The organism is Anaerotignum lactatifermentans, assembly GCF_014982935.1.
Taxonomy (GTDB): domain Bacteria; phylum Bacillota; class Clostridia; order Lachnospirales; family Anaerotignaceae; genus Anaerotignum; species Anaerotignum lactatifermentans.
Genome location: NZ_JADCKK010000002.1, coordinates 64,112 through 76,639 on the forward strand (window position 1 = coordinate 64,112; position 12,528 = coordinate 76,639).

Genomic DNA, 12,528 nt, shown 5'->3' on the forward strand with positions numbered 1-12,528 from the left:
ATAAAAAAATATAATGGCTTTGCTGGAAAAATGCCATAGACAATTTGATGTATTTTGTATAAAAAACACACTGCAAAGAAAACTTGGCAAAAGTATTGACAAGTAAACTTGGCAATGCTATGCTGAAAATACCAAGTAAACTTGGCAAGGAAAACATTTTTAAAATCGGGGGAAATGTTATCATAAAGGAGGGGCACTTTTATGGATAAAAACGAAATCTTACGGCGCAGTCAAGAAGAAAACCAATATGGTGATGAACGTGAAAAACAGATTGAAGCAAAAAGTGAATCCTTTGGGCAAAACATAATTGTTTTTGGTTTGATTATTCTGACGGTTTTTAATTGGATAAAAGGACTTCCGGTAAAACATTTTATAGCAATTTTCTGGGCAAGCGTAGCCGCAAAGTATTATTATCTTTTCTGGAAAAATCGCAAAAAACGAGATCTCTTCTGGGGTTTGCTTACCACTGCCACTTGTCTGGGTAATCTCTTTTTGCTATATTGGGAGGTATTTCAATGAATAAAGAAGAAATTTTAAAACGCAGTCAAACAGAAAATATGTTGGGAGATGAACGGGATCAGCAAATCCGCACAGAAAGTGATTCTTTCAGCCTGATTTTCACACTGGCTGTCACACTGCTTCTGGTAGCTGTCAATTCCATAAAAGGTCTGCCCAGCGATGGCTTCCTGGCAATTTTCTGGGCAAGCATCTCCGGCAGAGATTGTCTCCTTTTTTACCGTCATCGCAAAGTCTATCACGGCGTCATTGCTTTGGCTGCCGCTGTACTTTGTATCGCAAACATCATTGAGTATTTAGGGGGAATCTAAATGGATATCGCTTGCAGGCAAAAAGAGAATATTCTGCGGGATGCGTTTGCCGCTTTCGTAAAGCAGAAAGCTCAAGCAAACACCTATATTGTCATTCTGATATATAGTGCTTTGGCATGTTTGATCTTTTTCCTGCAAACCTGTTTCACAGGCAGGGCTTATGGCGATTACATAGCATATCTCTTTTGTTTTTGACGGTCGTTCTTTCCAGCATTTCCGCAGCCACAGAAAAGCGAAAGACATCCTCTTTGTGCTGATTGCCCTTTGTATTGCCATCATCACATTTGTCAATATCTTAAATCATGGAATGGAGATCCTCTGATATGCCAAAAGAAAAAGAACCAAAAAACGAACTTATTCTCCGCAACCGCTTAAAAGAAGCCCGTGCGGAGCAAAACTTATCGCAAAGCCAGTTAGCGGAGATGGTAGGTGTTTCCCGAAACACCATCAGTTCCATTGAAACAGGGCAGTTTAACCCCACAGCAAAACTGGCTTTGATCCTCTGCATTGCATTAGATAAAAAATTTGAAGACTTGTTTTATTTCGACTAAAAAACTGCCAGTTTCCGTCGTCTGGAATCTGACAGTTTTTCTATGTTTATCTATTGATACTTATCCACACCATGTTTTTTATTTCATACATTTTATCCACAGATTTTTTTATTTTTCCTCTGCTTTTCCACTTGTTCCACAGTTTTCAGCCTGATTTCTACACAATGCCTGCCATCGCGGCTCCTCTTTCAAAAAACCATAGATTTCCTCCTCCGCAAAAGACTGTAAAAGTTGTTTTTTCATATTTACTAATAGCTCTGGCTGCATTTCCTGAAATATCATGTGCTCATACAGCCATGCCTGCCGAAAACCGCCTATTCCTGCCACACTGTCAAGCACCTTTTCCATGGTATCCAGAGCCAGTTCTCGGTTTTGTTCCAACACCGCCAAATCCAATTGGGGTACAACCTCATAAAATTTTCCCATTTCAAAGCATCGAGCCAATTCCCCTTGTTTTTCAGCCAGCTTTCCTGCTCGTTCCCTGTCATTTTCTTTCCGTGCCAGCTGATACATCCCATGGAGGATGGCACTCATCCGCTGATAATCCCCAAAGAGCAATTCTTCATAAGCTTTGTATGCCTCTTTGATACGTCCCGTTTCTCCGTAAATCTGTGCCTGCATTCGCTTCCGTTCTGGATTCTGTATGGAAAAATACTGCAAATACGTTTCTGCTTCTTCATATTCTCCTTTTCGTCTGTAATATCCCACCAATCCACTGGCAGCCCGCATACGCACACTTTCCTCTGAACTCTCCAGCAGATACTGATATAAGGAACAGATTTCTTTTTCCTTCTTTTCTGCCTCTGGCACCTCATGGGTGATGGCGTATGCCTCAAAACATGCCGCCATATTCAAGACTAAATCTTCGCAGTTGGGATACTGTTCCATTTGTTTTTTCGCCCATTCAAAAGCTTCTCCGTAACTGGTTTCTTTCAGCATTTTCTGCGTCTTTTCCATCAGTTCTTTGATTTCTTTGGGCGTCAGATTCTCCCGATAAGACAAAAGGGTATCTGTAGAAATCTCCAGCAATCTGGCAATGGGTGCCAACAGGGCAATATCAGGACAAGTGACCTCCCTTTCCCATTTATTCACTGCAGAAGCCGTCACGCCCAGTCGTTCTGCCATTTCTTCCTGTGTGAAATTCCGCTCTTTTCTGTATTTCCGAATGACTTTTCCCAGCATCATCCTGTCATCTCCTTTTTCGCAATTGCAAAGATCTCTGCTGCAATCAGCATACCAGAAAACCGCCCCCTCACAACGGAGCCTTTTTCAACGATTCCGCAAAAAAATAGCGCACCATTCACATTTTCAGACACAAAAAAAGGACATCCTCTTTCAGGGGCATCTTCATAAGAAAACAAAGAAAGCCAAAATCCTTTGTAATCATAAGGATTTTGGCTTTCTCATTTTGTTTAGATTGTTATGTTTTCTTATGAAGACAGCCGTCGCAATTCACCTTAAGAAATCAAAGAAAAGGAAATCAATGTTTTCTTAAGGTGAAGTTGCTTTGAGAATGTCCTTTGGAAATTCGGTTTTAAATTACTTCAGAGTAACTTTAGCGCCTACTTCTTCCAGTTTAGCTTTGATGCCGTCAGCTTCTTCTTTGGAAGCCTGTTCTTTCAGCATCTTAGGAGCGCCGTCAACCAGTTCTTTCGCTTCTTTCAGGCCCAGACCTGTTACTTCACGAACAACTTTGATAACTTTGATTTTTTCGGAACCAACTTCTGTCAGTTCTACGTCGAATTCTGTTTTTTCTTCAGCTGCGCCACCTGCTGCGGGACCAGCTACTACTGCAACACCAGCTGCTGCGGATACACCAAATTCTTCTTCTGCTGCTTTAACCAGATCGTTCAGTTCGATTACTGTCAGTTCTTTTACAGCTGCAATGATTTCTTCGATTGTCAATTTTGCCATTTTAAAGCACCTCCGATTATTTTCGTATAATTTTCGTAATTTATTTCTTGATTTATGCTGCCTTTAAGCAGCCGCCCACAGAATTATTCTGCTGCGCTTTCGCCTTTTTTCGCGATCTGATCGATAACGCGAGCGAAGGAAGACATAGGGGATTTGAAGCTGCCCAGCAGTTTGGAAAGCAGTACATCTCTGGAAGGGATGTCAGCGATTACTTTCATGCCGGCTGCGTCATACAGAACGCCTTCAACAACACCTGCTTTGAATTCCAGTTCTTTTACATCTTTCGCAACTTTGTTGATGATGCTTGCACCAGCAGCTGCATCTTCATAAGAGAATGCGAATGTGCTGGGGCCGGACAGATATGCGTCCAGACCTTCGAACTGTGTACCCTGGATTGCGAAGTGAACCATTGTGTTTTTGTATACTTTGTAATCCACGCCAGCTTCTCTCAGCTGTTTTCTCAGAGCAGTATCCTGTTCTACTGTCAGGCCTCTTGCGTCAACCATAACAACGGAAGTAGCCTTTTCCAGTTTTTCTTTGATTTCATTAACAATAACTTGTTTCTGTTCAATCTTTGCCATGTTTACACCTCCTCGAAGTAATCAATATGATGAAAAAGCCTCTTTGCACATAGACAAAGAGGCTTATATTTACGCTCTAAAAACAAGCAAATTCCTCGGCAGGATTTACGCACGAGGCACCTGCTGTCTACGGGCAATATGAGATTTTTCTCGTTTCAACTTGTTTAGTATACACCAAAGTCAAGCTGTTGTCAATAACCTCTTAGAGATTATTCGGAAATTTTTGCAGCGTTTACTTTCACGCCGGGACCCATTGTTGTTGTCAGTACAACGCTCTTCAGGTACTGACCTTTCGCAGCAGCGGGTTTTGCTTTTATAATTGCACTCATCAGAGTCTGGAAGTTTTCTGTCAACTTCTCGGAACCGAAAGATACCTTACCTACAGGAACATGGATGATGTTTGTTTTATCCAGACGGTATTCGATTTTACCAGCTTTGATGTCGTTGATTGCTTTTGTTACGTCCATTGTAACTGTACCAGCTTTGGGGTTAGGCATCAAGCCTTTGGGACCCAGTACACGACCCAGACGACCAACAACGCCCATCATATCGGGTGTTGCTACTGCAACGTCAAAACCGAACCAGTTTTCATTCTGGATTTTGGGGATCAGATCCTCTGCTCCTACGAAATCCGCACCAGCTGCCAGAGCTTCTTCAGCTTTGTCGCCTTTTGCGAATACCAATACACGAACTGTTTTACCTGTGCCGTGGGGAAGAACGACTGCACCACGAACCTGCTGATCAGCATGTCTGCTGTCAACGCCCAAACGAATATGTGCTTCTACAGTTGCATCAAACTTTGTTGTGGAAGTTTTCTGCACCAGATCGATAGCTTCTGCTGTATCATAGAGAGCTGCTCTGTCTACCAGTTTCGCAGCTTCAACATATTTTTTTCCTCTTTTCACTTTCGTGACCTCCTTATGTGGTAATATCGGGAGAATTCCCTCCCACTGTACCGGCTAATGCCGTCTGTCTTGTCTTATTCTTCTACAACGATACCCATGCTTCTTGCTGTACCGCAGATCATGCTGTATGCTGCTTCAACGCTAGCTGCATTCAGGTCAGGCATTTTCAGTTCAGCAATTTTCATTACTTCTGCCTTGGGAACTTTTGCAACTTTTGTTTTGTTAGGCACACCGGAACCGGATTCGATACCAGCTGCTTTTTTCAGCAGAACTGCTGCGGGGGGTGTCTTTGTGATAAATGTATAGCTTCTGTCCTGGTAAACTGTGATAACAACAGGAATGATCAGACCTGCCTGAGAAGCTGTTTTTTCATTGAATTCTTTACAGAAACCCATGATGTTCACACCATGCTGACCCAGAGCGGGACCAACAGGAGGAGCGGGAGTTGCTTTCGCTGCGGGAATCTGCAATTTGATATAACCTGTTACTTTTTTTGCCATGAGTGGCACCTCCTATAAATGTGGTAATTAGCGGGGATTTTCCCTCCCACCGGCGACATAAGCCGCCTTCTTCTGTCAACTGTTAAATCTTGTCAATCTGAGCGAAATCAAGTTCTACCGGTGTTTCTCTGCCAAAGATGGAAAGACTTACGACCACCGTCCGTTTGTTTGTGTTGATTTCCTGAATCACACCAACGGAATTTGCGAAAGGACCGCTGGCAACGCGAACGGAATCCCCCAGTTCTACATTCAGGTTTTCCACTTCGCCGCCAATGCCCATAGCATATACTTCCGCATCTGTCAGTGGTACGGGTTTGGAGCCGGGACCTACAAAGCTTGTTACCCCTCTGGTATTTCTGACGATGTACCATGTTTCATCTGTCATGATCATCTTCAGAAGTACATAGCCAGGGAATACTTTGCGCTGTACAGTCTTTTTCTGACCGTCTTTGATTTCCACAACATCCTGCAAAGGCACGCTCACCTCATGGATGAGATGCTGCATACCTCTGTTTTCCACGGTTTTCTCGATATTCGCCTTTACCTTGTTTTCATAACCGGAATAGGTATGCACAACATACCACTTGGATTCGGCAGATGTGTTTGTGTTCATTTCTTCCGGCTTGTTGATTTCTTCAGACATACAACCATCCTTTTTCTCGTCGTTTCCTTAACCTAAAAGATTGATCAGCGTGTCATACCCTGCGGAAAATACCGTATCCATGCAAGTAATGATGACACCCACAATCAAGGATGTTACGATGACCGTTGCCGTGCTTTTGACGATATCCACGCGACCGGGCCAAACGATCTTTTTGAACTCAGCCTTGTAATCTGCAAAGCCGTCACGTTCTTTGCCTTCGCTGTGCTTGGACTGCTTCGGCGTTACTTTTTTAACTTCCTTCGTTTCATTTGGGCTTGTCATGTTCTTTTCTTCCATACGCTTCACTTCCTTTTTGGGAGTAGCCTCAATTACTTCGTTTCCTTGTGTAATGTATGGGCTTTGCAGAACTTACAATACTTTTTGATTTCCATTCTGTCAGGCATAACTCTCTTGTCTTTGGTTGTGCTGTAGTTTCTCTGTTTGCACTCAGTACAAGCTAAGGTAATCCGTGTTCTCAAGACTTCCACCTCCATTTGATGATTTTCACTTTTTTGCATAAAAAAAAGACTTGCGTCCTTTTCCCTAACAGAATATCACAAGTCCTTTTTGCTGTCAACCATAAATTTCGAAAAAACATTGATTTTCTGCCGTTTTCTCAAAATTTGGCACATTTTTTTACTGATTTTTCAAAAAATCTTCCAGAGCGATGGCAAGCTGATCAGGACAGCTGGTATCTCTGGGGCCGCAAGTGATGCCGCGCAGTCTTTTTGCAGCTTCCTCCGGTGTCATGCCTTCTGCCAGTGCAGCCAGACCTTTGTGGTTGCCGTCACAGCCGCCCAGGAAAGAAATGTTTTTCACAACGCCGTCTTCAATGTCAAATTCCACTTTTCTGGCACAGATGCCCTTGGGTTCATATGTGATATGCATGTTTTCTCCTTCTTTCTACAAAATTCTCTCTAAAGCGCTAAAAAACAGCATATCACATTTTGTCTGAAATTGCAATAAATGAGCCTTTTAGTTCCTGTATTTTCCAAGGGGATATGTAATCAAAAACAGTACCGCAGCTGCCAGTACCATAGTCGCTCCTGCGGAAGTATCTCCGTAATAGGAAATGGTCAAACCTGCCAAAGCAGATACCAGACCAAATACCGTTGTCAGCCAGTGATACCCCCTTGCGCTGCGTGTGACGTTTCTTGCGGCAGCCGCAGGCAGAATCAGCAGAGAGTTAATCATCAGAATACCGATGGCGCGGATAGATACCATAACCGCCACAGCCACCATGATAACGAAGATGTTTTCCATCAAAACTACCCTTACGCCACGGCTGGCAGCCAATGAACGGTTGATGCTCAGCAGAAGCAGCTGATTGTAAAACACTGCCCAAAGGATATACACCCCAATGAGTACCAGCAGCAGCACCAGCAGATCCGTCTGGCTTACAGTCAGGATGTCCCCAATAAGATAAGAGGAATACTTACTAAAACCGCCGCTTCCAGACAGAATCACGATACCCAGTGCCATAGCTGAGGAAGAAAACACGCTGATGATGGTATCAGAAGAAGCCATATTTGCCGCTTTTACCTTTGTAATGACCAAACTCAGGAAAATCCCGAATGCCAGCATAGCAAGGATGGGATTATCCAATCCCAAAAGCACTCCCAGCCCAATGCCTGTAAAAGCACTGTGTCCAAGGGCATCGGAGAAAAATGCCATTTTGTTGTTTACCGCCATGGTACCCAACAGGGCAAAAAGCGGCGCGATAAGCACTGCCGCCAGAAAGGCATTTTTCATAAAATCATATTGAAACATGGAAAGAGGAAGGCTTTCCAGAAATCCGTAAATGACGCTCATGCTTCCCCCTCCTCTTTTTCCAGATAGCCAAACACACTGCGGAATGCCTCTGTTGCGTATACCTCATCGGCATCCCCCTGTGCAATGACTGTTTTGTCCAGCAATACCACTTTATCCGCATATCGACGAATCAGGCTCAAATCGTGAGAAACCAGAAGGATTGCCATGTGGTATTTGTCCCGCAATTCTGTTACCCGATGGTAAAACAAATCCAGCCCTGCCATATCCACACCGGAAACAGGCTCGTCCAGAATGAGCAGGTCTGGCACCGGATTGGTTGCCAGCGCCAGCAGAACTCTTTGCAGTTCCCCGCCGCTGAGGGCACCCAGTCGTCTGTCTGCCAGATAGGCGCAGTTCATATCTTCCAGCATTTCCTGAATCTGTTTCTTTTCACTCTTTCCGATTTTCCACCATACAGGACTTTTGCCTCTTGCCGCTGCCATAAAGTCCGAAACACTCACAGGCGTAGAACGGTCAAAATCCATCTGCTGAGGCACATAGCCAATTTTCGGCTGTACAATCTTTGCTCCATGGTGGTCCTGATAAGAAATTTCTCCTTTATAAGGACGTTCTCCCAAAATGGCTTTTAATAATGTTGTTTTGCCTGCGCCATTTTTCCCGATGAGGGCTGTCAGCTCCCCGCAATGAAACTGCAAATTGATGTTATCCAGCAGGGTATCCTGTCCGCTGACCACCTGTATGTCTTTTAAGGTAATGCTGCATAGCCCACAGCTGTTGTGTGTCTGCATGTTCGTTCCTTCTTTCGTTTCTTATGACAATGCATCTGCCAAAATCTGCAAATTCCGTTCCATTCCCAGACGATATACGTCTTTGTTCAGCTCACCGGAAGTGATGGGGTTCAGTTCTACCACTGTTGCCCCTGTTTCCGCTGCCAGTGTTTCTGCATATTTCATGCCTGCATCGTCTGCTGCCAACAGTAGTTTGATACCGTCCTCTTTGATTTCTTCAGCCGCTTCTGCCATTTCTTTTGCAGAAGGTTCTTCATTCTCGTCAGCATAAATGCCAACGCCCACTTCCAGACCGCACAGCTCTGTCAGATAAGGGAATCCTTCATGGAATACTGCCACTTCTGTGCCCGGTGCCGCTTGGATGGCTTCTGCCTGTGCAATGACGCTTTCCATGCTTTCTGCAAAAGTAGCTGTGTTTGCCGCATACTTATCTGCATTTGTAGGGTCTGCCTGAGAAAGGGCGTCACAAATCACTTCTGCCTGCTTCACCCCATTGGAAGGATTCAGCCAGATATGTGCGTTTACTTCTTCTTCGCCCTCTTCTTCCCCTTCATGGGCATGACCATGGTCGTCGCCTTCCAGTGTCACAGAACCAGTGGATGTATCTACAATAAACAGGTCAGGATACTGTCCCATAACCTTATCCAGAAAGCTTTCCATGCCCAAACCGTTGATGAACAGCACATCTGCGCCTTCCAGTGTTTTCATATCTTCTGTTGTCAGTTCATAGTCGTGGAGGCAGCCTGTCTGGGGCTGTGTCATATTTTTCAGTGTCACGCCTTCCACGCCGTCTGTCACATTTGCTGCCAGCAGATAAACAGGATAAAAACTTGTCACAACGGTCAAGCCGTCTGCCTGTGCTGTTTCTTCTGTTGTATTTTCACTACCATTGCCGCAGCCGCCCAAAACCATTGCCGCAGCCAAACAAAAAGCCAATATCTTCTTCATATGGCATCTCCTCTCCATTCTAAATGCAATTCAGTTGCAAAATGATTGTATGCCCTTTGTTCCCACTTGTCAAGCCGTTTTTTTCTGGTATGATAAAAGTATGCATCACAAATGACCGGAGGATTTTTATGATACGTAAGTTTCAAAACCATACACCACAAATACCAGATTCCTGTTATATCTTTCCCACTGCCACCATCATCGGCGATGTGGTATTAGGCGAAAATGTCATTGCCTATCCTGGCGTTGTCATCCGCGGCGAACGCCATAAGGTAGTCATTGGCGATAACACCAATCTGCAGGAAAACAGCACCATTCATATGGAATGGGACAGAGACTGCATCATCGGCAGCGGCGTCACCATCGGACATAACGCCATTATCCACGCCTGCACCATCTGCGATAACGTATTGGTAGGCATGGGTGCCATCGTACAGGACGGCGCTGTCATTGGCGAAAACAGCTTCATTGGTGCAGGTGCGCTCATTCCCCGCAAAATGATTGTTCCGCCCGGCAGCATGGTCTACGGCTTTCCTGCTCGGATTGTACGCCCCATTACGCAAGCAGAATATGAAGAAATCCGGGAATCTGCCGCAGAGTATCAGCTCTACAAACAAGATCTGGAAGCACAGGATGCAGCCTTAGCAAAAGAAGGGTTTCTGGACTGACTTTTGTACCTATAAAGTCAGTTCCCAAAAAATTGTATCAGATGGTTTTATGCTGCAAATGCCCATTTTCCGGTACATCCTGCCCCTTTGTTTCCTTATGCATCTATTTTTATACCAAATTTCGTAAATATTCCTTGCACAATACGAACTTTTGATATAAAATAGGCTTGTAGAATGATAAAGGAGGTGTATCCAATGGCTCACAAAATCGGACCCGAATGCATCGGTTGCGGCGCTTGCGCTGGCGAATGTCCTACAGGTTGCATCCACGAAGCTGGTGGCGTTTACGAAATCAACGCTGCTGAATGTATCGACTGCGGTACATGTGCTGGTGCTTGTCCTACAGGCGCAATCAAAGCTGAATAATTTCAACTATAAAAAAAGTGAGTGCAAACTCACTTTTTTTGTTTCCCAAAAAATAAGCACGAAATCAAATTCCATTGATTCCGTGCTCTTTTTTTATTTAAAGTCCAATTTTATAAAATGTTCTATACACTTGCTTTCTCATTCATTCCCATCAAGCGCTTTTTTCCACTTTGATGGTTTTCAGCACATCCGCCAATGCATTGTGATACTGCAATACCAAATCCGCTTCTTCTGTGCCCGGTTCAAATACGGAATCCTGCATACCTGCGTAAGCCAGTACAAAACCCTTTTCTTCATCCCGCAGCACTTCTGTTTCCAGAGGTACTTCCTGGGTCTTCAGATCATCATATTCGCTGGTAGTATACAGTACAATACTGCCAATGTTACCTACCTTGTCGCCTTTTTTGAACTGAATGGTCGCAGCATTATCATATTCGGAATAAGGTTCAAAACTCAGATATTCCACCAGATTATCCGGCACACTGAAGGAGATGGCGTAACGCTGTTCCCCCAGCTGTAATACCGTATCCATATTGGGTTCTGCCGGCAGACCACTGATTTTTTCCAGTTTCAGACTGCCCAGAATGTCCTGTGCCGCATTCTGATACTGCTGCACCAGATTTGCTTCTTCTGTACCCGGTTCAAATACGGAATCCTGCGGCCCATTATAGGCAAGGACAACACCATTTTCCTCATCCCGCAGCATTTCAGTTTCCAGTGGCAGATTTTCATTTTTCAGCGCATCATATTCTGCCGCGTCATAAATCACCAATCTTCCAATATTCCCATCCTGATCACCTTTGGTAAAGAGAATATTGGCTGCCGCAGTATCCTCCGGGAATGTGGTCAAACTCAAATATTCTGCCAAGTCAGAGGGAACGCGGAAAGAAACTTCATACCGGGAAGCTCCCAGCTGCAATACTGTCCGCATGTTTGGTTCTTCTGTCTGAGCTGTATTTGTCTGTTCTGTTTCTGGAGCCTGCTGTGTGGTGCAGCCTGCCATGGTTGCCGCCATTACCAGCGCCATTGCTGCTGCAAAAATGTTTCTCATCTTCTTCATAGTAACATCCTCCTTTTACTTCGTTACTGAAACGCTCATCTAATCTCTCAGACTGATGCCCCGATCATAAATTCCTTTTTTTCATTATAGCAAAGAAAATACATTTGTACACAAACACACTTCTTTTGTAAGATTTTCTTGTAAATCCTTAAGATATTTTTTTTGTTTTGCAAAAGCGCAGAGAAACAATGGTTCTGCTTCTCTGCGCGTTGCAACACAAATCCGTTATTTTACGATTTCAAACTCCGGCATACCTGCTGCACCTGCAGCGATTTCATATTTCTGGAAAACAATGACGGGGTTGCCTGCTTCGTTGATATAAAATTTTGTTTCCGGTGTAATGGTGGTAAAACCGCCCATTTCTTCATCGAAATACAGCCCGCTGTCGTCTGCTGCAATCTGTTCTTTGATGCTTTCGTTGGCAATGTCAATATAATCAGGTCCCAGCAGTTCTTCCAGTGTGATTTCGCTGTTATCTTTCAGATCCACATTGTAGCATTCATAAATATAATCAGCGCTGACCATATTATTATATGCTGTCAGGACAAAGGATACCTGGTCTTTTGTTTCAGACTTTACATCATAGTCCACATACACCTGAATGTCCTTATCGTCAAATTCTTTTTCCGTACCGCCTGTTGCCAAAAAGGCTTCTTTGTACTGAGCAACTTCCCAATCCGCTCTTGCTTCGTAATCTGTTGTCAGGTTCAGAATTTCATCATTGATTTCTGCCGCATAACCATCTTTTCCTGCTACCTGTGGTACATTGATGCGAAGTTTCATGTCTCCCTCATCACCTTCATAGGTGCGTACTGTTTCCACAGCAGAAGCCTTGTCATCCTGTTTTTCTTCTGCCAATGCAGTGCCTGTTGTACCGCAAATTACCGCACATGCCATCATCAAACCAGTTGTTTTTTTCCAATTCCAATATTTTTTCATCTCAATCACCTTTCCTCTGATCTTTCTATTTCTAAACTCTTCATTACTGCCCTATTCTTTTCATT

The 12,528-nt window shown here is 44.0% G+C and carries 20 protein-coding genes and 1 other annotated feature; of the genes, 5 read left to right on the forward strand and 15 right to left on the reverse strand.

Annotation, left to right across the window (positions count from 1 at the left end):
- Positions 1-201 precede the first annotated feature (201 nt).
- The 3 genes from INF29_RS00960 to INF29_RS00970 all read left to right on the forward strand — a co-directional run bounded on the left by INF29_RS00960 (position 202) and on the right by INF29_RS00970 (position 1,378).
- Positions 202-519 carry a DUF6442 family protein gene (locus INF29_RS00960; RefSeq protein ID WP_072851293.1) on the forward strand — a complete coding sequence of 106 codons (318 nt, stop codon included), beginning with the start codon at positions 202-204 and terminating at the stop codon, positions 517-519.
- The gene (locus INF29_RS00965; protein ID WP_193484097.1) at positions 516-827 is read left to right on the forward strand and encodes a DUF6442 family protein; all 312 of its coding nucleotides are present in this window, start codon (positions 516-518) and stop codon (positions 825-827) included. The genes INF29_RS00960 and INF29_RS00965 overlap by 4 nt, the downstream gene beginning before the upstream one ends.
- A gap of 323 nt (positions 828-1,150) precedes the next feature.
- Positions 1,151-1,378, forward strand: coding sequence for a helix-turn-helix transcriptional regulator (locus INF29_RS00970; protein WP_054330420.1), 228 nt, complete (start codon positions 1,151-1,153; stop codon positions 1,376-1,378).
- 108 nt (positions 1,379-1,486) lie between these two features.
- Here the strand turns inward: INF29_RS00970 and INF29_RS00975 are convergent, their stop codons facing one another.
- The 13 genes from INF29_RS00975 to INF29_RS01035 all read right to left on the reverse strand — a co-directional run bounded on the left by INF29_RS00975 (position 1,487) and on the right by INF29_RS01035 (position 9,430).
- Positions 1,487-2,563 carry a helix-turn-helix domain-containing protein gene (locus tag INF29_RS00975; RefSeq protein ID WP_193484098.1) on the reverse strand — a complete coding sequence of 359 codons (1,077 nt, stop codon included), beginning with the start codon at positions 2,561-2,563 and terminating at the stop codon, positions 1,487-1,489.
- Positions 2,560-2,739, reverse strand: coding sequence for a hypothetical protein (locus INF29_RS00980; protein WP_193484099.1), 180 nt, complete (start codon positions 2,737-2,739; stop codon positions 2,560-2,562). Before INF29_RS00980 ends, INF29_RS00975 begins: the two co-directional genes overlap by 4 nt.
- Before the next feature lie 178 nt (positions 2,740-2,917).
- On the reverse strand, positions 2,918-3,283 hold the full coding sequence (gene rplL, locus INF29_RS00985) for a 50S ribosomal protein L7/L12 (RefSeq protein ID WP_175055107.1): 366 nt from the start codon (positions 3,281-3,283) through the stop codon (positions 2,918-2,920).
- Positions 3,284-3,375: 92 nt separating this feature from the next.
- Positions 3,376-3,873, reverse strand: a complete 498-nt coding sequence (gene rplJ / locus INF29_RS00990; RefSeq protein WP_022254768.1) for a 50S ribosomal protein L10 — start codon at positions 3,871-3,873, stop codon at positions 3,376-3,378.
- Positions 3,874-3,895: 22 nt separating this feature from the next.
- Positions 3,896-4,024, reverse strand: a sequence feature (ribosomal protein L10 leader region).
- A 58-nt stretch (positions 4,025-4,082) separates the two neighbouring features.
- Positions 4,083-4,778 carry a 50S ribosomal protein L1 gene (rplA, locus tag INF29_RS00995; RefSeq protein ID WP_072853381.1) on the reverse strand — a complete coding sequence of 232 codons (696 nt, stop codon included), beginning with the start codon at positions 4,776-4,778 and terminating at the stop codon, positions 4,083-4,085.
- Between the two features lie 74 nt (positions 4,779-4,852).
- Entirely contained in the window at positions 4,853-5,278 is a 426-nt protein-coding gene (rplK, locus tag INF29_RS01000; RefSeq protein WP_072853383.1) for a 50S ribosomal protein L11, read from the reverse strand.
- An 82-nt stretch (positions 5,279-5,360) separates the two neighbouring features.
- The gene (gene nusG, locus INF29_RS01005) at positions 5,361-5,921 is read right to left on the reverse strand and encodes a transcription termination/antitermination protein NusG (RefSeq protein ID WP_082381268.1); all 561 of its coding nucleotides are present in this window, start codon (positions 5,919-5,921) and stop codon (positions 5,361-5,363) included.
- 27 nt (positions 5,922-5,948) lie between these two features.
- Entirely contained in the window at positions 5,949-6,203 is a 255-nt protein-coding gene (gene secE, locus INF29_RS01010; protein WP_072853405.1) for a preprotein translocase subunit SecE, read from the reverse strand.
- Positions 6,204-6,250: 47 nt separating this feature from the next.
- Positions 6,251-6,415, reverse strand: a complete 165-nt coding sequence (rpmG, locus tag INF29_RS01015) for a 50S ribosomal protein L33 (RefSeq protein ID WP_272872617.1) — start codon at positions 6,413-6,415, stop codon at positions 6,251-6,253.
- Positions 6,416-6,557: 142 nt separating this feature from the next.
- The gene (locus INF29_RS01020) at positions 6,558-6,809 is read right to left on the reverse strand and encodes a TIGR03905 family TSCPD domain-containing protein (RefSeq protein ID WP_072853385.1); all 252 of its coding nucleotides are present in this window, start codon (positions 6,807-6,809) and stop codon (positions 6,558-6,560) included.
- An 87-nt stretch (positions 6,810-6,896) separates the two neighbouring features.
- A complete protein-coding gene (locus tag INF29_RS01025; protein ID WP_193484100.1) occupies positions 6,897-7,733 on the reverse strand; it encodes a metal ABC transporter permease in 837 nt (278 codons plus the stop codon).
- Positions 7,730-8,482, reverse strand: a complete 753-nt coding sequence (locus INF29_RS01030) for a metal ABC transporter ATP-binding protein (RefSeq protein WP_087989120.1) — start codon at positions 8,480-8,482, stop codon at positions 7,730-7,732. The genes INF29_RS01025 and INF29_RS01030 overlap by 4 nt, the downstream gene beginning before the upstream one ends.
- A gap of 21 nt (positions 8,483-8,503) precedes the next feature.
- On the reverse strand, positions 8,504-9,430 hold the full coding sequence (locus tag INF29_RS01035; RefSeq protein WP_193484101.1) for a metal ABC transporter substrate-binding protein: 927 nt from the start codon (positions 9,428-9,430) through the stop codon (positions 8,504-8,506).
- 128 nt (positions 9,431-9,558) lie between these two features.
- Between INF29_RS01035 and INF29_RS01040 the strand changes: the two genes are divergently transcribed.
- Both INF29_RS01040 and INF29_RS01045 read left to right on the forward strand, forming a co-directional pair.
- Positions 9,559-10,098, forward strand: a complete 540-nt coding sequence (locus tag INF29_RS01040; protein ID WP_193484102.1) for a gamma carbonic anhydrase family protein — start codon at positions 9,559-9,561, stop codon at positions 10,096-10,098.
- A gap of 195 nt (positions 10,099-10,293) precedes the next feature.
- Positions 10,294-10,464 (forward strand): DUF362 domain-containing protein, encoded by a 171-nt coding sequence (locus tag INF29_RS01045; protein WP_054330413.1) that lies wholly within the window; start codon positions 10,294-10,296, stop codon positions 10,462-10,464.
- 151 nt (positions 10,465-10,615) lie between these two features.
- On the opposite strand, the gene INF29_RS01050 is transcribed toward INF29_RS01045, so the two are convergent.
- Both INF29_RS01050 and INF29_RS01055 read right to left on the reverse strand, forming a co-directional pair.
- On the reverse strand, positions 10,616-11,524 hold the full coding sequence (locus INF29_RS01050; protein ID WP_087989122.1) for a hypothetical protein: 909 nt from the start codon (positions 11,522-11,524) through the stop codon (positions 10,616-10,618).
- A gap of 225 nt (positions 11,525-11,749) precedes the next feature.
- Complete coding sequence (locus tag INF29_RS01055; protein ID WP_193484103.1) at positions 11,750-12,463, reverse strand: RsiV family protein; 714 nt, start codon at positions 12,461-12,463, stop codon at positions 11,750-11,752.
- Positions 12,464-12,528 lie beyond the last annotated feature (65 nt).